Origin of the sequence: Kocuria salsicia, from assembly GCF_039532055.1 — a bacterium.
Classification (GTDB): domain Bacteria; phylum Actinomycetota; class Actinomycetes; order Actinomycetales; family Micrococcaceae; genus Kocuria; species Kocuria salsicia.
On record NZ_BAAARF010000003.1, the window covers coordinates 146,871 to 167,618 of the forward strand.

The window sequence follows — 20,748 nt, forward strand, 5'->3', positions numbered from 1 at the left end:
TGCGGCGGCCGAGCACACGTGACGCCATCTCTTGATGTTTCCAGGACGTCTTGACGCCGTGGCTCGTGTGGCAGCCCGGGCAGTCCTGGCCCCTGGACCGTTCCGGTGCCCCTTCCGCGTCAGCGGCCGGCGCCCCCGGTTCCCTGGGTCGCCTTGGAGCCGGCGCCCGTGCCGCCGGTGGTGCCGCCCTGCTTTCCGGTCGAGCCCCCACCGGATTTCCCCGTGCCGCTTCCGTTGCCTGCGCCGGAACCACTGCCGTTGCCCGAACCGCCGCCGTTCGAGCCGCCGCCCGTGGAATCCCCGCCCTTGGAACCCGTGCTGCCGTCAGCGGGCGGGGTGGCGGGCTGCTTCGTGGGCGCCGGGGCCTGCGACTTCTCCGGGGTGGGGGCCGGTGCGGCCGTGGTGGGTGCGGGCTGCGGGGCAACAGGCTGCGGGGCGGGGACCTCGGGCTGGACCGGCGCCACGGGCTGGGGCGCGGGCACGTAGTAGTACTGCTCCGCGGGTTCCGTGGGCTCGGGCTCCACGCTTGGCGTGGGGGACGGCGTTGCCGACGGCGTGGGGCTGGGGGTCGCGCTCGGCGAGGCGGACGTGAAGGTGGCGGGGGCGTCGTCGTCGGAACCGCCGGAGAGCCCCGTGAACGCGACCGCTCCGACCCCGGCCAGCACGAGCAGGGCCGCGCCGCCGAGAGCGAAGGGCGCGAGGTACCTGCGGACCCCCGTCGGGGACGAGGCCGCGGCGCCGTCACCGGCCTGGGCGTCGTCGCCGAAGAGATCGTCCTGGATGGAGTTGCTCATGCACAAAGTCCCTAAAGATCGCCCGAGAAGTCACGCGACCGGGACAATTCTCCCCTGAGCCCGATCCGCTCCGGTGACTTTACCGTGCGCCGCGTGTTTCTCGCATCAGTGCACGTGGGAGCGGTGGGCGCGGCTCACGTGCGGTTGCCGAAGACGATGTCGTCCCAGCTCGGAACGGAGGAGCGCTTGGCCCGGGGCGTGCGTCCACGGGGTCCCGGTGCGGCGTTCGCGGCGGCGCGGTCCTCCTCCGGGGTCTCGTCCCGATCGCCGTCGAGGGGCTCGCCGGACTCGTCGGGGGCGGAGTGCTCGGGGGCAGAGTCCTCGTGGGCGGTCGCCTCGGTGGGGGCGCTCTCGTCCGAGCGCGGCGTCTCGGGTGCGGTGGGTTCCGCAGCGGGTTCCTCCGCGTCCGCGTCAGGAGCCACGTCGTCGTTCTGGTCGGTGGTCTCCGTGTCGCCGGAGGCGAGGTGCTGCGCGGTGGCCTCGCCCGGGGCCAGCGGTGCGGTCGGGTCCTCGGCGGGGGTGGCGGCGTCGTGTCCGTAGGGGGTGGAGTCGTCCACGATCTCGATGCCCTCTCCCTGTAGGGCCTGCTCCTCCGCCACGCGGGAGGCCGCGGGCTGGATGGGCTGGTCGAAGACGGGGGAGTCCTCCGGTGCGTCGATCGGGCGGGGGCGCTGCTCCACGCGGCCCATGCCGCGGCCGAGGATCTCGGCGAGGCGGTCGTCGCCGTCCTCGTCCGATCCGAGCCGGCGGCCACGGCGGGACTGCAGGACGTCCAGGAGGTCGTCCGCCTGGCTCGCCTCGTGCTGCAGGTGGCGCAGCTGCGCGGAGGGCGTGGGGGCCACGGGGGTGGCGACCGCCGGGGGGACGGGGGCGGTCACGCCGAGCGGACCCGTCTCGCGGGGCTCCTCGCCGAGCGCGCGCGCCCAGTCGTTCTCGGCGCGCACGGTCTGGTTCGCGGGGTTGTAGCTCCACAGCGCGGGGCCCTCGGTGTCGAGTCCCGAGGCCCGGGGGTCGGACACGGAGAAGCTCAGCTGCACGTTCCACAGCTGGTCCTCGCGCAGCCAGGCGTCCCAGTCGAGGCTGCGCCGGTCCACGCCGAGCTGGGAGGCCCGCTCGTCCGCGGTCTCCTCAAGCGTCTTGGGCTCGCCCTCGAACACGGAGCGGTAGCCGTCGTGGGAGGGCGCGGTGCCGGAGACCTTCACGCGGCACGCGGCCGTGACCATGTGGGAGCGTTCGGCGAGGATCGGCCACTCGTAGCGCTTGACCCGCTCGGCCTCCCACCCGGACTCCGCCACGACGTCGTCCACGCTCGCCCCGGCGCGGAAGCGCGCCTGGATGTCCCGGGGGCCGAAGGACGAGCCGCCGCGGCCGCGAGCGGGGGGCTTGCGGCGGGCGTGCTGGATGGTCTGCCGCAACTGCTGGTCGATCTTTACCCGGTACCGGGTCGAGTCGTGGGTCTCCACGATGAGGTGCTCACCGTCGTCGTGCACTCCTACCAGACGCAACTGCTCCATGCTGTCCTTCCCTCACGGGTGTCTGCGCCCCCGTGTTCCTGCGGTGCGCGCGGCGCGTTCGTGCGCCAGTCTAGTGGCACCGCGTCTGCCGGACGCCGAGGATCCGCGGCAGGGCGCGGCGGTGGTGCGGCACCGACGTCGCCAGGGGCCCGTCCGGGCCGGTTGCCGGCCGTCTGGGACCGGGTTGGAAGACCCCCTCCAGGGACAAATCTCGCGCTGGGAGAAAATGCCCGCCACGGTACTGGCTTTTTGCGGCACCATGGTGAACAATCTACGCGACACGGCCCCGGGGGGAGATCGTCCGGGGAACCGTTTCACACAGCGATCTCGCGAAGACCGGTTGGAGCGGATAGACACATGGCCACAGACTACGACGCACCGCGCAAGCAGGACGAGGACCTCAAGGAAGACTCCATCGAGGAGCTGCAGTCCCGGCGGTCGGACCACCAGTCCGGAAGCGTTGACGAAGACGAAGCCACGGCGGCCGAGAGCTTCGAGCTGCCCGGCGCGGACCTCTCCAACGAGGAGCTCTCCGTGGTGGTCCTTCCCGCCCAGGACGACGAGTTCACCTGCGGCTCCTGCTTCCTTGTCCGCCACCGTTCGCAGCTCGCGGAGGAGCGCAACGGTGTGAAGTTCTGCCACGAGTGCGTGGGCTGATCCCGCGCACCCCACCCCGGTTGCGCACCGGGGCCGCCGGACCCGTTCGGAGCTGACGGGCGGCGAGTACGACGACGGGCGGTCACCTTCTCGGTGGACCGTCCGTCGTCGTACCGGGATGGAGAGCCCGGGACGCGGGGTACCTGCTCCAACGTGGACAAGCGCTGGGTGCCGAACGCCCACCGGGGCGCACGGCCCGGCGGAGGCCGCTAGGGCGTGTCTCCTTTATTGACCATTCCAGCACTGACACGGTGGTGTTGTGACTACGAAGCAACGACACCGAGTATTCACTGATGAGCAGTGGGAGAAGATTGAACCTCTCCTACCTTCGAATGCCGGCAAAAGAGCCCGACCGTTTGAAAACAACCGTCGAATCGTCGAGGGAATCGTCTACCGCTACCGTGTCGGCATCGCCTGGCGCGATCTGCCCCGTGAGCACTTCGGGCCTTGGCAGACGGTATGGAAACGTCACCGCCGCTACGCCGCCGATGGCACCTGGGACCGGGTGCTGGCCCACGTACTTTCTGATGCTGATGCTGCCGGTGATATCGACTGGAACGTCTCCGTGGATGGCACCATCAATCGTGGCCACCAGCATGCAACGAACACGACGCGCCCTGACCAAGACACAGGGGCTACGTCGAATTACAAGAATCTGCCCGATCAGGAGTGTGAGCCGACCGGGCATGGCATCGGTCGCTCGCGCGGTGGGCTGACGACGAAGATCCATCATGCCGTCGACGGCAATGGCCGCCCCCTGGCAGTGGTGGTCACCGGTGGACAGCGCCACGACGGGGTGATCCTGCCGCAGGTCCTTGCCGATATTCGAGTGCCGCGGGCTGGTGGCGGTCGCTCTCGCACTCGTCCGGATACCGTTCTCGCTGATCGTGCTTATGGGTCCAGGGCGAATCGCGAGTACCTGCGATCGCGAGGCATTCGGGCAGTGATCCCGGAGAAGAAGGACCAGGTCGCGAGCCGAAAGAGACGCGGGAGTAAGGGTGGACGGCCGCCGACGTTCGATGCTGGTGCGTATCGGAACCGCAACGTCGTGGAACGCTCGTTTGCCTACGTCAAACAGTGGCGAGGATTAGCAACGCGCTACGACAAGCTCGCGATCACCTATCGGGCGGCGGTCGTGATCAGCGCGATCCTGACATGGCTACGCCGATAAAGGAGACATGCCCTAGATTGCGTCTGAGTCGTCGTATCCGTCATCATCGTCGATCTCCACGATGACGCCCTGTTCTGCGACATCACCGTCGTCGGCCTCGCGAATCGCGTTCGAACCAGGAACCGATTCGACGTCTTCATGATTGACACCCTCAGGCTCTCGAGCGTCAATGAGCTGTTCGCTCCAGTCCGGCTCAGGAACCTCGACACCGGGCTGCGTTTCATTCGCCATCATTGCATCCTCCTCAATTCGTACCGAAGCGAGGTGTTCTCATCCTGGAGATCGAGAATGATTCCGATGCTAACGAGATTCGCGCCCACGTCAACCAAGTCGCGCACACGCCGCAGACGAGCAATATCCCCGCGACTGAACCGCCGCGTCCCGCCCTCACTCCGAGCAGGAGCCACCAACCCATGAGCCTCGTACTGTCGCAACGACTGCACACCAACACCGGTCAGCTCCGCAACATGCGAAATCGAGAACAAGCGCCCACCAGACGCTGAACTCGCCATCTCACCATCTCCCAAAATTCCTCCCGACTGAGTGTTGACATTCGCATTCCGATCGAGTACATAATATGTCTATCAGATGATGTAGATCATATCATCTGCACGAATCCACCATCCAGCAAAGGATGGTTTCACCAATGATCATGATGCGCACTGACCCATTCCGCGAAGTCGAACGCCTGAGCAGAGAAATCTTCGGAGCCACCGGCACAACGGCCCGCCCTGTGATGATGCCCATGGACGCCTGGCGCGACGGCGATACTTTCCGCGTCGAACTCGACCTACCAGGAATCGATCCTGACAACATCGACCTCGACGTGGAGAACAACGTCGTCACCGTCAAAGCCGAACGGCCCGCCCCCGACCACGGGGAGTCTTCAGTCGCGGCCGAGCGGCCCCGCGGGACCTTCAGCCGTCAGCTCGTCCTCGGCGACAACCTTGATACCAGCAGCATCACGGCGAACTATGACGCCGGAGTGCTCACGCTCAGTATCCCGGTCGCGGAGTCGGCGAAGCCCCGCAAGATCGCTATCAACTCAGGCTCTGCTGAACCAGCAGCCATCAGTGCCTAACAACAATTGGTGGCGTGTTGCCATGCAGACGTGTGCACCAAACGATCAGCTGGATATCGATGCTGCGTTCTGGGCGATCATCCTCAGCGACCGCAAACTGCGGGACCTCGACACGAGTCACCACACAGGTGATGAACCGCAGGTCGTGAGTCATTGCGGGTGCCGGGTCTTCAGGCACTCCGCACCGTGGCAACTGTTCCGATCACCCGGCCTCTCAGCAACCCAGGCCTTCGTCCACCGAGTCCTCGCTTGTCAGCGTTCTCCTCCCCAGCCTGAGAACGCTGAGAGCCCAGACGAGAGGAGGTGAGAGGTTTCCGCATTTATGTTGACCCTCGGAGCCGTGCGATCGCGTCTGCTAATTCTCTTACCAGTGTGCTCGACGCAAAATGCGCGGCAGTGACGCCACAATGACGGTCAAAACACTGCGGACCCGTCCACGGCTCCCCCTTCGGCCCCGGGAACACCCCGGGGCCAGGTCATGCTCAAGTGAGAAACACGAAACGAGGAGACATTGTTCATCAGCATTATGGAGAAGGTTCTCGTGCTTTGGCCCTGGCATGCCCGCGTCCTCATGGGGAGGGCGATGTCAGTACCCCGTCGATCATCGACGGGACGTCGCGCTGTGCGACGAGAGCCAGTCAGCCCCCTGTAAGTAGAGCATTGACGAGTCTGCGAGCAGTCTCACTGTCCGCATCGATACCGACAGTATCGCGCAGAAACACCCGAACCCGTTCGATTGACTCGTCGCCTTGGAGCTTGCCTCGTCGGAGAGGTTCAATCTTCTCCCACTGCTCATCAGTGAATATTCGGTGTCGTTGCTTCGTAGTCACCAATCCACCGGGTCAGTGCTGGAATGGTGAATAAAGGAGACACGCCCTAGTCCGAGAGCACCTCGCGCGCAATGTTTTCGACGTCTCTGGGACTGGCGTTGATGGCGCGGGCCAGCTCCTCCGGGTGGCGCGTGGCCGTGAGCCAGTACGGAGTGGGGTCCACCGGGTCCACGATGCTGATCCGGCACAGGTCGGGGATGGACACTCGGAAGTTCATGAACGCGCGACCGTCCAGCGCGGGGCCGCGGGCCAGGCGGGCGTCGTCACCGCGCAGGGCCTCGGCCTCGCCCACGTAGCGGCGCTCGATGTGGGCGCGTCCCACGCGCAGGTCTTCGTCCGTGAGCACGATCCTGGGCGTGCCCAGGTGCACCACCACCGCGATGACGGCCACCAGCACGGCGCCCACGATCACACCCACCGCAATGCTGATGGGAGCCACGGCCACGAACCCCGCCGCGCCGACGAACAGCACGATGAGCCACACCCACCAGGAGACGGAAAGCCGCTCCTCGTAACGGACCCCGCCACCGCCCTGGAGGGGTGGCACTGTCGCGGTGGGCTCCGGTTCGGTGGACTCGGGGTGCTGGGAACTCATGGCACCACCTTGGCACACTCCCGCTGGGGATTGCCTACCGCGCCGCGGGCGGCTCCCCGGTCGGTTCCCCGGGGAGCCCGGCGCCGTGGCGAGGCCGCCGGGACGGCGGTCATCCGCGGGCTGGCCTGTTCGCGGATGGGCGCTGCCCGCGCAGAGGTGCTGCCGCGCACGCCGGAGGCCGGGGGGTGCGCGTTAGAGTGGAGGACTGTGACTGACGTGAGGGAACCCGCCACCGTGAGCGTGGCGCTGCAGCTGCTGGACACCGACCTCCCCGCTCCCGCGTACGCGCGCCCGGGCGACGCGGGTGCGGACCTGCGCGCGCGGCACGACGCGACGCTGGCCCCGGGAGAGCGCGCCCTGGTGGACACCGGGGTCGCCGTGGCGATCCCCGAGGGCTACGTGGGGCTCGTGCACCCCCGGTCCGGGCTCGCAGCCAAGCATGGGATCACCGTGCTCAACGCCCCCGGCACCGTGGACAGCGGTTACCGGGGCGAGCTGAAGGTGTGCCTGCTGAACACGGACCGCAGCACCGCCTACACCGTGCGCCGGGGTGAACGCATCGCGCAGCTGCTGCTCCAGGAGGTGACGACGGCCCGTTTCGAGACGGTCGCGCACCTGCCGTCGAGCGAGCGCGGCGAGCGCGGGTTCGGTTCTTCGGGAACGCACTGAGCCCGAGCGACCACGGTGCGGCCGCGTGGAGCTCGTTGCGCGGGGCGGCTGCCCGTCCCACCATGGTTGACGGGCCCCACGGTTGACGGGCACGCCGGGCTGACGGGCGTACCGGGACGCACCCCCCCTATTTCCTCTGCTCCACGACACCACCTACACATTTTCGGGAGATCATCGATGTTCGGACGCAAGAAGCGCACTGGCACCCGGGACGGCGTCGTCCCGTCCGGCGAGTCGAACGCCGCGGCGGAGACGGCAGGCACCGCCTCCGCCGAGCAGGCGCAGGAGAACCCCCGTGCACTCGGCCCCCGGGACGAGAGCGAGCTGCCGGGCGAGCGGAGTGAGTACCTTGACCTGGGGGCGCTGCTCGTCAAGCCGATCTCCGAGGTGGACGTGCGCCTCGAGGTGGACCAGCGCACCCAGGAACCGCGCGCGGTGAACCTCGACTTCCGGGACGGCTCCGTGCAGCTGCAGCCCTTCAGCGCGCCCAAGTCCAGCGGTCTGTGGGAGGAGGTGCGCGCCGAGCTGATCGCCGGACTGCGCCGGGACAACGGGGACCCCAGCGTCACCCGCGGCTCTTTCGGGCTGCAGGTGGACGCCAAGTTCCCCGCCACCACCGCGGACGGGCGCCAGGGCTACCGTCTCGCGCGCTTCGTGGGGATCGACGGCCCCCGCTGGTTCCTGCGCGCCGTCTTCACGGGCGGCGCGGCCCTGCCCGGACCCACAGCGGAGGTGCTCGACGACGCCGTGCGGGCACTTGTCGTCGTCCGCGGCCAGGACCCCCGCCCGCCGCGCGACCTCCTGACCCTCTCCGTCCCCGAAGACGCTACCGTCCGCCGGATGGCTGACTCTGCGGGGCAGCCCCCGGCTCCCGTGGCGGACGCGGACGGGGTGGCACCGCGGGGTGGCGACGGCGCGCCGTCGGGCCCGGCCGTGCAGCCCCCGCGCCGGGGCCCGGAGATCACGGAGATCGGCTAGTGGCACCCGTCAACAACCCGCTTACCGGGGCTATCGACGTGCTCGGGGAGCCCGAGGCGGTCTCAGAGGACCTCGACCCGGCCTTCCGCGAGCGCCACCGCCGCCGCGCGGTCGTGGAGGGCCGGGTGGTGGAGGTCACCATCGCGCCCGTGACGCGGCAGCCGCAGTTCCGCGCCGTGCTCAAGGTGCCGCGCCCCGACTCCGCTGTGCCGTGCGCGCTCGAGCTGCTGTGGAACGGCCAGCACACCGTGCCGGGGGTGAGCGCGGGGACCAGGCTGCGCTGCCTCGGGGTGATCTGCTTCCCCGACGGGATCCCCACGATGCACAATCCGCGCTACGAGATCATCACCCCCAAGAAGGTCACGCGATGAGCTCGCCCGCAGGCCCCGGTGCGGAGGACGCCCCCCGGCAGACCCCGCTCGGCGCAGGCGACCCGGAGGCACCGGAGCGCGAGGACGTGAGCCGCCCCGCACGGGACCGCGCCGTCGAGGACTTCGCCCGCCGCTCCGGGCTGCGCCGCGACGAGGCCGGGCAGCTCGACGTGCTCTCCGCGGTGGGCGGCTGGCGCGGCCTGCTCGAGTCCCTGCTGCCAGGTCTCGTCTACCTGGTGTGCGTGGTCGTCACCGGGCAGCTGGGCCCTGCGCTGACCGCGTCCCTGGCGGCCGCCGCGCTGTTCACCCTCGTGCGCCTCGTCCAGCGCCAGCCCGTAACCCAGGCCCTCGGCGGGCTCGTGGGCGTGGGGATCTGCGCACTCTTCGCCCGCGTGGGAGGGGACGCTCTGGACTACTACGTGTGGGGGTTCGTGACCAACGCCGTGTGGCTGCTCGGACTGGCGGCCTCTGCGCTCGCCGGCTGGCCTCTGCTCGGGGTGCTCTTCGGCTACATCCGAGGGGAGGGCACGCACTGGCGTCGGGACCCCGTGCGCCGCCGCGCCTACCAGCGGGTCAACGGCGTGCTGCTCGCGATGTTCGCCGCGCGGCTGCTGGTGCAGCTGCCGCTGTACTTCGCCGGGGACGTGGCCGGGCTCGGCATCACCCGGCTGGTGATGGGGGCCCCGCTGTACGCCGCTGTGCTGTGGCTGGGATGGCTGTGGAGCCGCCCTCGCCCCGCGCCGCCTGCAGGTTGACGTCCCGGGCCGTGGTGAACATGGCCCGCAGCTGCTCCTCACCCTCCGTGGTGGTGATGAAGAACAGCTCGTCCCCGCCCTCGAGGACGTCATCCCCGGACGGGGCGATGGGCACGCCGTCGCGCAGGATCGCCACGAGAGCCACCTCCGGCGGCCACGGCACCTGCGTGACCGTGCTCGCCACCACCGGGTGCTCCCGGGGGACCGTGTATGCGGACAGTGTGGCGTCACCGGTCTGGAAGCTCAGCAACCGTACGACGTCGCCCACCTCCACGGCCTCCTCCACCAGCGCCGTCATCAGCCGCGGTGTGGACACGGCCACGTCCACGCCCCAGGCGTCGTCGAAGAGCCACTCGTTCTTGGGGTTGTTCACCCGTCCCACGGTGCGCGGCACGCCGAACTCGCTGCGGGCGAGCAGGGAGACCACCAGGTTTGCCTTGTCGTCACCGGTCGCGGCGACGACGACGTCCGCCTCCTCGGCCCTCGCGCGCTGCAGCACGTCGAGGTCGCACGCGTCCCCGACGACCCACTGGGCGCCGCGCAGGTTCGAGCGGCCGATGACCTCGGAGGTGGCGTCCACCACCACGACGTCGTGACCGTGCGAGAGCAGCTCCCGGGCAATCGAAGACCCCACGGACCCACCGCCCACGATGACCACATGCATCAGCGCCGCCCCCGTGACTGCTCCGTGGCGGCGAGTGCCACGGCCTCCATGACCTCGTCCGACGGCGGGCGCGAAAGCACGCGGGCGACCTGTTCGACGTCCTCGACGCGCATCATGGCGTGCACGATGTCCCCCTGCTGGTAGCTGGTGTCGCTCGCGGGCAGGATGCCCTCCCCGAAGCGTGTGACGAAGGCGACCCGGACCCCGGCGGCCTCCTCGATGCGGTCCAGGTGCAGCCCGGACCAGGAGTCGTCCAGCGGCAGCTCGCCGAGCTGCAGCCGCCCGGAGGCCTCGCGGAAGTCCCCGGTGATGGCGTGCTCGGGCAGGATCCGGCGCAGCACCTGGTCCGCGCTCCACCGCACGGAGGCCACGGTGGGGATCCCCATGCGCTGGTAGAACTCGGCGCGCGTGGGGTCGTAGATCCGCGCCACCACGTGCTTGACCTTGAAGGTCTCCCGGGCCACGCGCGCGGCGATGATGTTGGAGTTGTCCCCGCTGGAGACCGCCGCGAACGCGTATGCGTCCCTGATCCCGGCGCGGCGCAGCACGTCCCGGTCGAAGCCGTGGCCCGTGATCTTCTTGCCACTGAACGAGGGGCGCAGCTTGCGGAACGCGCGGTCGTCCTGGTCGATCACCGCCACGGTGTGTCCTGAGTCCTCAAGGGCGTGCGCCAGGGTGATACCCACCCGGCCCACACCCATGATCACGAAATGCGCCATGGGGCACAGCATAGGACGCCGCGGCGCGGGACAAGGCCCGGCCGAGGGACTAGCGTGTTCCTTCGTGTATGTGTCCCAATTCGTCCGCCGCGCGCTGGTGGGCAAGCCGATCCACAACGAGCGCGCCGCGGGCACGGTGCTCTCCAAGGGCACGGCCCTGCCCGTGTTCGCCTCGGACGCGCTGTCCTCCGTGGCGTACGCACCGGACGAGATCGTCCTGACCCTCGCGCTCGCCGGCAGCGCCGCGATTGCGGTCTCGCCGTGGGTGGGGCTCGTGGTGCTGGTGGTGCTCGCAGTGGTCATCACCGCGTACCGCCAGAACGTGCAGGCCTACCCCTCGGGCGGTGCGGACTTCGAGATCGCGTCCAAGAACCTGGGGCGCCCGGCCGGGGCAGCCGTGGGTGCAGCGTTGATGGTGGACTACACGCTCGTGGTGGCCGTGTCCATGGCGGCCGCCGCACAGTACCTGGCCGCGGCAGTGCCGTGGCTCGTGGGCCACCAGACGGCCGTGGCCGTCGGCGGGATCGCGCTGGTGGGACTGCTGAACCTGCGCGGGCTCAAGTTCATGGGACGCGCCTCGTCCGTGCCCACGTATGCTTTCGTGGCCGTGGTGCTCGTGCTGGTCGTGGCCGGCGTGGTCCAGGACGTGGCCGGAACGCTGGACCCCGCGCCGTCGGCGGGCTACGACGTGCTGCCCGCCACCGGCGCGGACGCCGGGTTGACGGGCCTGGCCGGAGCCATGCTGGTGTTGCGCGCTTTCTCCTCCGGCGCGGTGGCCGTGACCGGTGTGGAGACGATCACCCACTCCGTGCCCTACTTCCGCAAGCCCAAGGCGCGCAACGCCGCCCGGACCCTTGCGGTGCTGGGGGCACTGTCCGCGGCCCTGCTGCTGGGCGTGATGTACCTGACGTGGCGCACCGGCGCGGTGGTCGTGATGGACCCCGCGCGGCAGCTGCTGATCCACGGCCACACGCCGAGCGGGGACTTCTACCAGGTGCCGATCCTCGGCCAGATCGCGCAGGCGGTTGCGGGCGTGGACTCGCTGTGGTTCGTGGTGCTCGTGCTCGTGACAGTGGGCGTGCTGTTCATGGCCGCGAACACCGCCTACTCGGGTTTCCCCGTGCTGGCCTCCCGGCTGGCCTCCGCCGCCCTGCTGCCCCGCCAGCTGCAGAGCCGCGGGGACCGGTTCGCATTCACCAACGGGATCATCCTGCTGTCCGTCGTGGCTGCCGCGTTCACCCTGGTCTTCGGGGCCAACGTCAACGCCCTGATCCAGCTCTACGTGGTGGGTGCGTTCTTCGCCTTCACCCTCACGCAGGCCGGCATGGTGCGGCACTGGCTGCGCGGACGCCGGCTGCGCACGGTGGAGGTCATTCACCGCGAGTTCGCGCTGCGGCTGACCGTCGCGGTAGTCGCGCTCGTCGCTTGCGCCGCTGTCTTCGTGGTGGTGCTGGTGACCAAGCTCGCGCAGGGCGCGTGGCTGACGATCGGGGCGATCGCCCTGACCACGGTCTTCATGCGCGCCATCGCCCACCACTACCGCGCGGTGGACGCCGAGCTGGAGGTCGGCCCGGACACCCCCATCCGCGCCCTGCCCTCGCGCGTGCACTCGATCATTGTGGTCACCTCCGTGCGCAAGCCGGTAGTGCGCGCCCTGAGCTACGCGCGCGCGTCCCGGCCCTCGAGCCTCGAGGCCGTGGTGGTGGACACGGACCGCTCCCGCACCGCGCAGATCGTGGGCCAGTGGGAGTCCCTCGAGATCCCCGTGCCCATCACCGTGCTCGCCTCCCCGTACCGCGACACCGTGGGCCCGGTGATCGCCCACATCCGGGGCATCCGGCGCAAGTCCCCGCGTGACCTCGTGATCGTGTACCTGCCCGAGTACGTGGTGGGCCGCGGCTGGGAACGCTTCCTGCACAACCAGGCCATCCGTCCGCTGCGGACCCGGCTGCACTACGAACGCGGAGTCATGATCGCCTCCGTGCCCTGGCACCTCGAATCGGTGCGCGAACTTCAACTCACGGAGAACAGCAGATGACCGACGCTCCCGCCCCCCTCGTGCTGCGCCTCGGCGCCGTCGCCCACGGCGGGCACGTGGTGGCGCGCACGGACGAGGGCCGCGTGGTCTTCGTCCGCCACGGCCTGCCCGGTGAACTGGTCCGCGTGCGCCTCACGGACCACGAGCCCGCCGCCTCCTTCTGGCGCGGGGACGTCGTCGAGGTTCTGGAACCCGTCCCCGGGCGCCGCGACACCCACGTGTGGTCCCGGGCCGACGCCGTGCTGGCAGCCGCCGCGGGCACCAGCCCGTTGGGCGGGGCCGAGTTCGGCCACGCGGACCTGGCCACGCAGCGTGCGCTGAAGACGAGCGTGGTCGCCGAGCAGCTCTCGCACCTCGCCGGACTCGAGTGGGACGGGCACGTGCGGGCCGTGGCGGGGGAGACCCCCGACGGCACCGGCTGGCGCACCCGCCTGCACCTGGACGTGGCCCCGGACGGCTCGCCCGGCATGCACCCGCACCGCAGCGGCGAGCTCGTTCCCGTCACTGACATGCCCCTGGCCACGGACGCTCTGCGGGCGCTCGCACCGTGGGACCTGCGCTACGAGGGCGCCGAGCGCGTGGACGTGGCCGCACCATCCGGCAGCGGGCCGTTGCTGCACGTGAGCTTGCACGGTGACGCCGCCCAGGAGCAGATCGACGCGCTGCGGGCCCAGCTGGCTCCGTGGGGCGAGCAGCACGGGGTGGCCGTCACCGCGCGCACGGCCGACCACCGCGACGCAGGCGTGTGGACCGGTGCGGGTCACAGCGTGGAAACCCTCAGCGTGCCGGAGGCCGGCGGGGAGTTCTCGTGGCAGGTGAGCCCCACGGGCTTCTGGCAGATCCACCGGCAGGCCCCGACCACGCTCGTGCGCGCGGTCCTCGACGCCGCACAGCTCGCCCCGGGGGATGCGGTGTGGGACCTCTACAGCGGCGCGGGACTGTTCACAGCGGTGGCCGCGCGGGCCGTGGGGGAGACGGGCAGCGTGCTCGCCGTCGAGGGCTCCCCGGTAACCTCCGCCGACGCCGCCCGCAACCTTGCGGACGCGCCGCACGTGAACACGGTGCGAGGCGACGTCGCCCGGGTGCTCACCGGGCGTGGCTCCCAGGGCCGCGGCGGGCAGCGGCGCGGGCGCGGGCGTGCGATGTCGATGCGCCCCGGTGGGCCGGCACCCGCGCGGCCGGACGTGGTCATCATGGACCCGCCGCGGGCCGGTGCCGCCAAGGACGTGCTCGCCGCGGTGGACCACGCCGCCCCGCGGCGCATCGTCTACGTGGCGTGCGACCCTGCCGCGCTGGGTCGGGACCTCGGCAGGCTGCGCCGCCGGGGCTGGCGCGTGGACGGGGTGGAGGCCTTCGACCTCTATCCCAACACGCACCACGTGGAGGCCGTGGCGCTGCTGCGCCGCGACGGCTGAACTCCGCCCGCGGTGTGAACCCGCGTACATCCAGCATCCGCGGCACGCGCCGCGCTGGCGGTGTCGGCGGTGTCGCACGGGCTACACTGGCAGGGACCGTTCCTCGCGTGCGGTGCACCGTGGTGTGCCGTGGGCCTCGAACGAAACCAACGGTGGCGAGAGGAGTTCCACACCATGACTGTGGACAGCTTTGGAGCCAAGGGCGTACTGAACGTCAAGGGCACCGACTACGAAATTTTCCGACTGAACGCCGTGGAGGGAGCACAGAAGCTCCCCTACAGCCTGAAGGTCCTGCTCGAGAACCTGCTGCGCACCGAGGACGGTGCGAACGTCACGAGCAAGCACATCGAGGCGCTCGGCAACTGGGACCCCAACGCCCAGCCTGACACGGAGATCCAGTTCACCCCTGGTCGCGTGATCATGCAGGACTTCACCGGTGTGCCCTGCATCGTCGACCTCGCCACCATGCGCGAGGCCGTCGCGGACCTCGGCGGCGACGCCTCCCGCGTGAACCCGCTGGCACCTGCCGAGCTGGTCATCGACCACTCCGTGCAGATCGACGCGTTCGGCTCCGCAGATGCGATCGAGCGCAACATGGACATCGAGTACGAGCGCAACGGTGAGCGCTACCAGTTCCTGCGCTGGGGCCAGACCGCGTTCAACGACTTCAAGGTGGTGCCGCCCGGAATGGGCATCGTGCACCAGGTCAACATCGAGAACCTGGCGCGCGTGGTGATGACCCGTGAGGTGGACGGTACCGTGCGCGCGTACCCGGACACCTGCGTGGGCACCGACTCCCACACCACCATGGAGAACGGCATCGGTGTGCTCGGCTGGGGGGTGGGCGGCATCGAGGCCGAGGCGGCCATGCTGGGCCAGCCCATCTCCATGCTGATCCCGCGCGTGGTGGGCTTCAAGCTGACCGGCGAGATTCCCGCGGGGGCCACCGCCACAGACGTGGTGCTGACGATCACCGAGATGCTGCGCGAGCACGGTGTGGTGGGCAAGTTCGTGGAGTTCTACGGCGAGGGCGTCGCGGCCGTGCCGCTGGCCAACCGCGCCACGATCGGCAACATGTCCCCGGAGTTCGGCTCCACAGCCGCGATCTTCCCGATCGATCAGGTCACCCTTGACTACCTCGAGCTCACGGGCCGCTCCGAGGAGCAGATCGCCTTGATCGAGGCGTACACCAAGGAGCAGGGCATGTGGTACGACCCCGCCAAGGAGGTCAGCTACTCCGAGTACCTGGAGCTGGACCTCTCCACCGTGGTGCCCTCCATCTCCGGCCCGAAGCGCCCCCAGGACCGCATTGAGTTGACCCGCTCCAAGGAGCAGTTCCGCGAAGACCTCGTGAACTACGTGGTGCGGGACGAGAACGTGGAGGTGGACGCCAACGTGGTGGAGTCCTTCCCAGCCTCGGACGCCCCCTCGCACGACGCCTCGGAGGAGCAGGATCCGGAGCACGAGCCCCGTTCCACCACCGCCGAGCAGCTGCGCGAGCGCGTGGAGAACCCGGTGCCCGTGTCCATGCCGGACGGCCGCGAGTTCGAGCTGGACCACGGTGCCGTGTCGATCGCCTCGATCACCTCGTGCACCAACACCTCCAACCCCTCCGTGATGATGGCGGCGGCCGTGCTGGCGCGCAACGCCACGGAGAAGGGTCTGAAGGCCAAGCCGTGGGTCAAGACCTCGATCGCCCCCGGCTCCCGCGTGGTCACCGAGTACTACGAGAAGTCCGGTCTGGTTCCCGCTCTGGAGGAGCTGGGCTTCTACATCGTGGGCTACGGCTGCACCACGTGCATCGGCAACTCGGGTCCGCTCGAGTCCGAGATTTCCCAGGCCATCCAGGACAACGACCTCTCGGTCACGTCGGTGCTCTCCGGCAACCGCAACTTCGAGGGCCGCATCAACCCGGACGTGAAGATGAACTACCTGGCGTCCCCGCCGCTGGTCATCGCCTACGCCCTGGCCGGGACCATGGACTTCGACTTCGAGAAGGAGCCCCTGGGACAGGACGCGGATGGCAAGGACGTGTTCCTCAAGGACATCTGGCCGGACCCCACCGAGGTCCAGAAGATCATCGACGCCTCGATCGACACGGAGATGTTCGACCGCGAGTACAGCACGATCTTCGACGGCGACGAACGCTGGCGGAACCTCGACACCCCCACGGGTGACGTGTTCCAGTGGGATCCCGAGTCCACCTACGTGCGCAAGCCACCGTACTTCGAGGGCATGAGCATGGAGCCCACCCCGGTGAAGGACATCGAGGGTGCGCGCGTGCTGCTCAAGCTGGGCGACTCCGTGACCACGGACCACATCTCCCCGGCCGGTTCGTTCAAGAGCGACACCCCCGCGGGCCGCTACCTGATCGAGCACGGCGTGGCGCGCAAGGACTTCAACTCCTACGGCTCCCGCCGTGGCAACCACGAGGTCATGATCCGCGGCACGTTTGCGAACATCCGCATCAAGAACCAGCTCCTGGACGGCGTGGAGGGCGGCTTCACCCGCGACTTCACCCAGGACGGTGGCCCCCAGGCCGCAGTGTACGACGCCGCGATGAACTACCAGGAGGCCGGCGTGCCTCTGGTGGTGCTCGGCGGCAAGGAGTACGGTTCCGGCTCCTCGCGCGACTGGGCGGCAAAGGGCACCTCGCTGCTCGGCGTCCGCGCGGTGATCGCGCAGTCCTACGAGCGCATCCACCGCTCCAACCTGATCGGCATGGGCGTGCTGCCCCTGCAGTTCCCCGAGGGCGAGTCCGCCGACTCGCTGGGCCTGGACGGCACAGAAACCTTCTCGATCGAAGGGGTGACCGCCCTCAACGACGGCACCACCCCCAAGACCCTGAAGGTCACCGCCGCGAAGGAGGACGGCTCCACCGTGGAGTTCGACGCCGTGCTGCGCATCGACACCCCGGGTGAGGCCGACTACTACCGCAACGGCGGCATCCTGCAGTACGTGCTGCGTCAGATCGCCAAGTAGGCGCTGCCAGCACGAGAACGCCGCCGGCCGGTGACCTTCAGGTCACCGGCCGGCGGCGTCTGCCCGTTCACGCACCCGCGGGGCGGGCGAGTAGGATCGGACGGAGCATTTCGGGCCCATGGGTGAGCCCCGGCGGGCCGCTCGCCCGTTCCCCGGGCCCGAGCACCACGAGACACCCACGGAGAGCAGGCCATGACGCTTCTGGAGAGCATCGAGGGACCCGAGGACCTGAAGGGCCTGGACGCCGCGGCCATGGCGCAGCTGGCCGAGGAAATCCGGGCGTTCCTGATCACCCACGTCTCCGCGACGGGCGGGCACCTGGGACCCAACCTGGGCGTTGTCGAGCTCACCCTGGCCGTGCACCGGGTGTTCTCCTCTCCGAAGGACTCGATCGTCTTCGACACCGGGCACCAGTCCTACGTGCACAAGCTGCTCACGGGCCGCCAGGACTTTTCCACGCTGCGCCAGCAGGGCGGGCTGGCGGGCTATCCATCCCGGGTCGAGTCGCAGCACGACATCGTGGAGTCCTCCCACGCGTCGTCGTCCCTGTCCTGGGCGGACGGAATCTCCCGCGGGTACGCGCTCACGGGACAGCAGGACAGACACGCCGTGGCGGTAATCGGCGACGGTGCCCTGACCGGTGGCATGGCGTGGGAGGCGGTCAACAACATCGCCTCCGACCGCCACCGCAAGGTGGTGATCGTAGTCAACGACAACGGCCGCTCCTACGCCCCGACCGTGGGCGGTTTTGCGAACCACCTCAAGGAGCTGCAGGCCAGCGTGCAGCAGGGCGTGGACGCGATGCGAACGGACCGCCGCTACGAGCAGACCCTCGAGAAGGCCCGGCAGCTGCTCTCGGGGTCGGGGCACCTGGGCCAGGCCGTCTACCGCGGGCTGCACGGCATGAAGCAGGGCATCAAGGACGTAGTGGTCCAGCAGGGGATCTTCGAGGACCTCGGCATGAAGTACGTGGGTCCTGTGGACGGCCACGACCAGCAGGCCATGGAGCAGGCGTTGACCAACGCCCGCAACTACGGCGGCCCGGTGATCGTCCACGCCATCACGGAGAAGGGTCACGGCTACCTGCCCGCGCGCCTGGACGAGAACGACCAGTTCCACTCCGTGCCCATCATCGACCCCGCCACGGGCAAGCCCGAGGGCACGTCCACCGCCCGCACCTGGACACATGTCTTCCGGGACGAGATCGCGAGGATCGCGGACGAGCGCGAGGACGTCGTGGGCGTCACCGGTGCCATGCTCATTCCCATGGGCCTGCAGAAGATGCAGGCCGCGCACCCCGAGCGCGTGGTGGACGTGGGGATTGCTGAGCAGCACGCCCTGACGATGGCCGCGGGCATGGCCTTCAGCGGTCTGCACCCGGTGGTGGGCCTCTACGCCACGTTCCTCAACCGCGGCTTCGACCAGCTGCTCATGGACGTCGCGCTGCACCGCGCCGGCGTGACCGTGGTCCTGGACCGCGCGGGCGTCACGGGCCCGGACGGCCCCAGCCACCACGGCATGTGGGATCTCGCGCTGCTGCAGATCGTTCCCGGCCTGCACCTGGCCGCACCCCGGGACGAGGCCACGATGGTTGAGGAGCTGCGAGAGGCGGTGGCTGTCGACGATGCCCCCACTGTCGTGCGCTACCCGAAGGGCGCGGTGGGCCAGCCCCTGCCCGCCCTCGAACGCTTCGACGACGGCGTGGACGTCCTGGCGCGCAACGGGGAGGGCACCGGGGCGGACGGCCGCGACCGGGACGTGCTTCTGGTGGGTGTGGGCGCCATGTGCACCACGGCGCTGGAGGTCTCCGAGCGGCTCGCAGCGCACGGCGTGTCCTCCACGGTGCTCGATCCCCGCTGGGTGCTCCCCGTGGCCGAGTCCGTGGTGGACACCGCGGCGGCACACAGGATCGTGGTGGTCATCGAGGACGGTGTGCGCTCCGGGGGCATTGGTTCCCTGATCCGTCAGAAGATGCGCGCCCGCGGTGTCGACACGGCCCTGAACGAGGTGGGCCTGCCCACGGAGTTCCTCGATCACGCGAGCAGGGACCAGATCCTGCAGCGCACGGGCGTCACCGCCCAGCGGATTGCCCAGGACACTCTCGCGTCCGTGCTGGGCACCAAGGTGCCCTACGCCCGCCCCGTGGCCGACGACGCCGCTGCCGCGCCCCGCGGGACGGCCGCCGAGACGCGCCGCCAGGACTAGGGCGGGCCAGGACACGGCCCCGGGACCAGGGTGCATCGCCAGGACTGGGACATGCCGCCACGACTGGGGTGCGGCGCTCAGCCGATCACCACTCGACCGTTGCGGACCGAGACCGGGTAGGACGTCAGCCCGGTGGTGGCGGGTCCCGCGGTGACGTCACCGCTGCGCACGTCGAACACGGAACTGTGGCACGGGCACACGTAGGTGTCCCCGGACGGGTTGACCTGACAGCCCTGGTGCGGACACACGGGGGAGAACGCTGTGAAGGTTCCCTTGGTGGGCTGGGCGACCACGGCCTGGACACCGTCCTTGTCCACCTTCACACCCGTGCCGACCGGGATGTCCTCGGTCGCGGCCACGTCCGTGGGGGTGGCCGGAGCCGCGGGAGCTTCCGCGGCGTTCGAGCCGCCGCCGGATCCGGAACCACACGCACTCAGGGCCGCGGCGCCCACGGCGGCGAGCCCCGCCGCGCCGACCACGCGGCGTCGGGAGGCCACGGGAGGAGCCTCCTCGCCGAACTCCTGCTGGTCGCTGCCGTCGTGGTGGCGGTGGGCTGCGGTCATGGTGGTGCTCCTCCTCGTGCGCGGACGCGTCCATCCTAGATCTGCACAGTCCGGTGGATTTGCAGCGGCGCGGGGGCCCTTGCGGGGGGGGAACTGTCAGTACCATGGTGATCAGGATCGGGCCGAGTCCCCTCGACCCGCGTGAACGGAAGGAACGCCCCATGATCAAGCGTCTTGCATTTGTGGCCGGTTTCGGGATCGGCTTCGTGGTCGGCTCCGCGTCCGGGCGGAAGAGCTACGAGTCCCTGCGCGAGAGCGCCCTGAACACCTGGAACGATCCGAAGGTCCAGTCCAAGGTCTCCGAGGGCACGGACTGGGTCAAGTCCGAGGTGCCCGTAGTGGGCGAGAAGCTCGCGGAGAGCGCCCAGAAGGCCGCCGAGACCGTGGGCGCGAAGGCCTCGGACGGTGCCGCCGCGGTCAAGGACAAGGCCCAGGAGGGTGCGGCCACCGTCAAGGACAAGGCCGCCCAGGGTTCCCAGACCGCGCAGCAGAAGGCTCAGGAGGTCAAGGACAAGGCTCAGGAGAAGTCCTCGAAGGACTCCGAGACCGAGCTGCCCAAGCCCGCGACCACCGAGGACGAGGTGGACATGAAGCCGGCCCACCCGGCGCCGGATGCCAAGGACATGAAGAACTGACCCGCCCACGGGGCCGTCCGCGGACAGTGACGTGAAGGCTCCCGCGGGGCCTCGGTGAGACCGCGTGGCAACACGTGAAAATGCAGTGGCCGCACACCCACAGGGGAGTGCG

General features: G+C 69.6%; 20 protein-coding genes. 12 read left to right on the forward strand and 8 right to left on the reverse strand.

The window, feature by feature from the left end:
- Positions 1-119: 119 nt before the first annotated feature.
- Both ABD264_RS00720 and sepH read right to left on the reverse strand, forming a co-directional pair.
- Positions 120-794 carry a hypothetical protein gene (locus ABD264_RS00720; RefSeq protein WP_344203554.1) on the reverse strand — a complete coding sequence of 225 codons (675 nt, stop codon included), beginning with the start codon at positions 792-794 and terminating at the stop codon, positions 120-122.
- Between the two features lie 134 nt (positions 795-928).
- Positions 929-2,308: a septation protein SepH gene (gene sepH / locus ABD264_RS00725; RefSeq protein WP_344203557.1), complete on the reverse strand. Its 1,380-nt coding sequence runs from the start codon at positions 2,306-2,308 to the stop codon at positions 929-931.
- 357 nt (positions 2,309-2,665) lie between these two features.
- Here sepH and ABD264_RS00730 point away from each other — a divergent pair, with 357 nt between their 5' ends.
- Together ABD264_RS00730 and ABD264_RS00735 are read left to right on the forward strand one after the other, a co-directional pair.
- On the forward strand, positions 2,666-2,965 hold the full coding sequence (locus tag ABD264_RS00730; protein ID WP_144942828.1) for a DUF4193 domain-containing protein: 300 nt from the start codon (positions 2,666-2,668) through the stop codon (positions 2,963-2,965).
- 259 nt (positions 2,966-3,224) lie between these two features.
- Positions 3,225-4,136, forward strand: coding sequence for an IS5 family transposase (locus ABD264_RS00735; protein ID WP_081749190.1), 912 nt, complete (start codon positions 3,225-3,227; stop codon positions 4,134-4,136).
- A gap of 12 nt (positions 4,137-4,148) precedes the next feature.
- Here the strand turns inward: ABD264_RS00735 and ABD264_RS00740 are convergent, their stop codons facing one another.
- Both ABD264_RS00740 and ABD264_RS00745 read right to left on the reverse strand, forming a co-directional pair.
- Complete coding sequence (locus tag ABD264_RS00740) at positions 4,149-4,370, reverse strand: hypothetical protein (RefSeq protein WP_190246670.1); 222 nt, start codon at positions 4,368-4,370, stop codon at positions 4,149-4,151.
- Complete coding sequence (locus tag ABD264_RS00745; protein ID WP_173157987.1) at positions 4,367-4,648, reverse strand: MerR family transcriptional regulator; 282 nt, start codon at positions 4,646-4,648, stop codon at positions 4,367-4,369. The genes ABD264_RS00740 and ABD264_RS00745 overlap by 4 nt, the downstream gene beginning before the upstream one ends.
- 137 nt (positions 4,649-4,785) lie before the next feature.
- On the opposite strand from ABD264_RS00745, the gene ABD264_RS00750 reads away from it, so the two are divergent.
- Complete coding sequence (locus tag ABD264_RS00750; protein ID WP_173157991.1) at positions 4,786-5,217, forward strand: Hsp20/alpha crystallin family protein; 432 nt, start codon at positions 4,786-4,788, stop codon at positions 5,215-5,217.
- Positions 5,218-6,093: 876 nt separating this feature from the next.
- Here ABD264_RS00750 and ABD264_RS00755 read toward each other — a convergent pair.
- Positions 6,094-6,642: a DUF3093 domain-containing protein gene (locus ABD264_RS00755; protein ID WP_144942829.1), complete on the reverse strand. Its 549-nt coding sequence runs from the start codon at positions 6,640-6,642 to the stop codon at positions 6,094-6,096.
- A 207-nt stretch (positions 6,643-6,849) separates the two neighbouring features.
- Here ABD264_RS00755 and dut point away from each other — a divergent pair, with 207 nt between their 5' ends.
- The 4 genes from dut to ABD264_RS00775 all read left to right on the forward strand — a co-directional run bounded on the left by dut (position 6,850) and on the right by ABD264_RS00775 (position 9,415).
- On the forward strand, positions 6,850-7,311 hold the full coding sequence (gene dut / locus ABD264_RS00760) for a dUTP diphosphatase (protein ID WP_344203565.1): 462 nt from the start codon (positions 6,850-6,852) through the stop codon (positions 7,309-7,311).
- 177 nt (positions 7,312-7,488) lie between these two features.
- Positions 7,489-8,289: a DUF3710 domain-containing protein gene (locus tag ABD264_RS00765; protein WP_344203568.1), complete on the forward strand. Its 801-nt coding sequence runs from the start codon at positions 7,489-7,491 to the stop codon at positions 8,287-8,289.
- Positions 8,289-8,660 (forward strand): single stranded DNA-binding domain-containing protein, encoded by a 372-nt coding sequence (locus ABD264_RS00770; RefSeq protein ID WP_144942832.1) that lies wholly within the window; start codon positions 8,289-8,291, stop codon positions 8,658-8,660. Before ABD264_RS00765 ends, ABD264_RS00770 begins: the two co-directional genes overlap by 1 nt.
- Positions 8,657-9,415: a DUF3159 domain-containing protein gene (locus ABD264_RS00775; protein ID WP_144942833.1), complete on the forward strand. Its 759-nt coding sequence runs from the start codon at positions 8,657-8,659 to the stop codon at positions 9,413-9,415. Before ABD264_RS00770 ends, ABD264_RS00775 begins: the two co-directional genes overlap by 4 nt.
- On the opposite strand, the gene ABD264_RS00780 is transcribed toward ABD264_RS00775, so the two are convergent.
- Together ABD264_RS00780 and ABD264_RS00785 are read right to left on the reverse strand one after the other, a co-directional pair.
- On the reverse strand, positions 9,321-10,079 hold the full coding sequence (locus tag ABD264_RS00780; protein WP_083482442.1) for a potassium channel family protein: 759 nt from the start codon (positions 10,077-10,079) through the stop codon (positions 9,321-9,323). The two genes, ABD264_RS00775 and ABD264_RS00780, sit on opposite strands and share 95 nt — an antisense overlap.
- Positions 10,079-10,798, reverse strand: a complete 720-nt coding sequence (locus ABD264_RS00785; RefSeq protein WP_145010824.1) for a potassium channel family protein — start codon at positions 10,796-10,798, stop codon at positions 10,079-10,081. Before ABD264_RS00785 ends, ABD264_RS00780 begins: the two co-directional genes overlap by 1 nt.
- Before the next feature lie 64 nt (positions 10,799-10,862).
- Here ABD264_RS00785 and ABD264_RS00790 point away from each other — a divergent pair, with 64 nt between their 5' ends.
- The 4 genes from ABD264_RS00790 to dxs all read left to right on the forward strand — a co-directional run bounded on the left by ABD264_RS00790 (position 10,863) and on the right by dxs (position 19,438).
- Positions 10,863-12,836, forward strand: a complete 1,974-nt coding sequence (locus ABD264_RS00790; protein ID WP_186366720.1) for an APC family permease — start codon at positions 10,863-10,865, stop codon at positions 12,834-12,836.
- On the forward strand, positions 12,833-14,251 hold the full coding sequence (locus ABD264_RS00795) for a class I SAM-dependent RNA methyltransferase (RefSeq protein ID WP_344203578.1): 1,419 nt from the start codon (positions 12,833-12,835) through the stop codon (positions 14,249-14,251). The genes ABD264_RS00790 and ABD264_RS00795 overlap by 4 nt, the downstream gene beginning before the upstream one ends.
- A gap of 174 nt (positions 14,252-14,425) precedes the next feature.
- Positions 14,426-17,233 carry an aconitate hydratase AcnA gene (gene acnA, locus ABD264_RS00800; RefSeq protein WP_055084472.1) on the forward strand — a complete coding sequence of 936 codons (2,808 nt, stop codon included), beginning with the start codon at positions 14,426-14,428 and terminating at the stop codon, positions 17,231-17,233.
- Positions 17,234-17,425: 192 nt separating this feature from the next.
- Positions 17,426-19,438, forward strand: coding sequence for a 1-deoxy-D-xylulose-5-phosphate synthase (gene dxs, locus ABD264_RS00805; RefSeq protein WP_145010818.1), 2,013 nt, complete (start codon positions 17,426-17,428; stop codon positions 19,436-19,438).
- Positions 19,439-19,515: 77 nt separating this feature from the next.
- Here dxs and ABD264_RS00810 read toward each other — a convergent pair whose 3' ends face one another.
- Positions 19,516-20,001, reverse strand: coding sequence for a Rieske (2Fe-2S) protein (locus ABD264_RS00810; protein WP_144942838.1), 486 nt, complete (start codon positions 19,999-20,001; stop codon positions 19,516-19,518).
- A 161-nt stretch (positions 20,002-20,162) separates the two neighbouring features.
- Between ABD264_RS00810 and ABD264_RS00815 the strand changes: the two genes are divergently transcribed.
- Positions 20,163-20,636 carry a YtxH domain-containing protein gene (locus ABD264_RS00815; protein ID WP_290499814.1) on the forward strand — a complete coding sequence of 158 codons (474 nt, stop codon included), beginning with the start codon at positions 20,163-20,165 and terminating at the stop codon, positions 20,634-20,636.
- Positions 20,637-20,748 lie beyond the last annotated feature (112 nt).

Bases quoted from the DNA above. Each gene is read 5' to 3' on its own strand.
- sepH (WP_344203557.1), bottom strand. From the start codon at position 2,308: ATGGAGCAGTTGCGTCTGGTAGGAGTGCACGACGACGGTGAGCACCTC.
- ABD264_RS00740 (WP_190246670.1), bottom strand. From the start codon at position 4,370: ATGATGGCGAATGAAACGCAGCCCGGTGTCGAGGTTCCTGAGCCGGAC.
- ABD264_RS00745 (WP_173157987.1), bottom strand. From the start codon at position 4,648: ATGGCGAGTTCAGCGTCTGGTGGGCGCTTGTTCTCGATTTCGCATGTT.
- ABD264_RS00815 (WP_290499814.1), top strand. From the start codon at position 20,163: ATGATCAAGCGTCTTGCATTTGTGGCCGGTTTCGGGATCGGCTTCGTG.
- ABD264_RS00810 (WP_144942838.1), bottom strand. From the start codon at position 20,001: ATGACCGCAGCCCACCGCCACCACGACGGCAGCGACCAGCAGGAGTTC.
- ABD264_RS00785 (WP_145010824.1), bottom strand. From the start codon at position 10,798: ATGGCGCATTTCGTGATCATGGGTGTGGGCCGGGTGGGTATCACCCTG.
- acnA (WP_055084472.1), top strand. From the start codon at position 14,426: ATGACTGTGGACAGCTTTGGAGCCAAGGGCGTACTGAACGTCAAGGGC.
- ABD264_RS00795 (WP_344203578.1), top strand. From the start codon at position 12,833: ATGACCGACGCTCCCGCCCCCCTCGTGCTGCGCCTCGGCGCCGTCGCC.
- ABD264_RS00720 (WP_344203554.1), bottom strand. From the start codon at position 794: ATGAGCAACTCCATCCAGGACGATCTCTTCGGCGACGACGCCCAGGCC.
- dxs (WP_145010818.1), top strand. From the start codon at position 17,426: ATGACGCTTCTGGAGAGCATCGAGGGACCCGAGGACCTGAAGGGCCTG.
- ABD264_RS00755 (WP_144942829.1), bottom strand. From the start codon at position 6,642: ATGAGTTCCCAGCACCCCGAGTCCACCGAACCGGAGCCCACCGCGACA.
- ABD264_RS00730 (WP_144942828.1), top strand. From the start codon at position 2,666: ATGGCCACAGACTACGACGCACCGCGCAAGCAGGACGAGGACCTCAAG.
- ABD264_RS00780 (WP_083482442.1), bottom strand. From the start codon at position 10,079: ATGCATGTGGTCATCGTGGGCGGTGGGTCCGTGGGGTCTTCGATTGCC.
- ABD264_RS00775 (WP_144942833.1), top strand. From the start codon at position 8,657: ATGAGCTCGCCCGCAGGCCCCGGTGCGGAGGACGCCCCCCGGCAGACC.
- ABD264_RS00765 (WP_344203568.1), top strand. From the start codon at position 7,489: ATGTTCGGACGCAAGAAGCGCACTGGCACCCGGGACGGCGTCGTCCCG.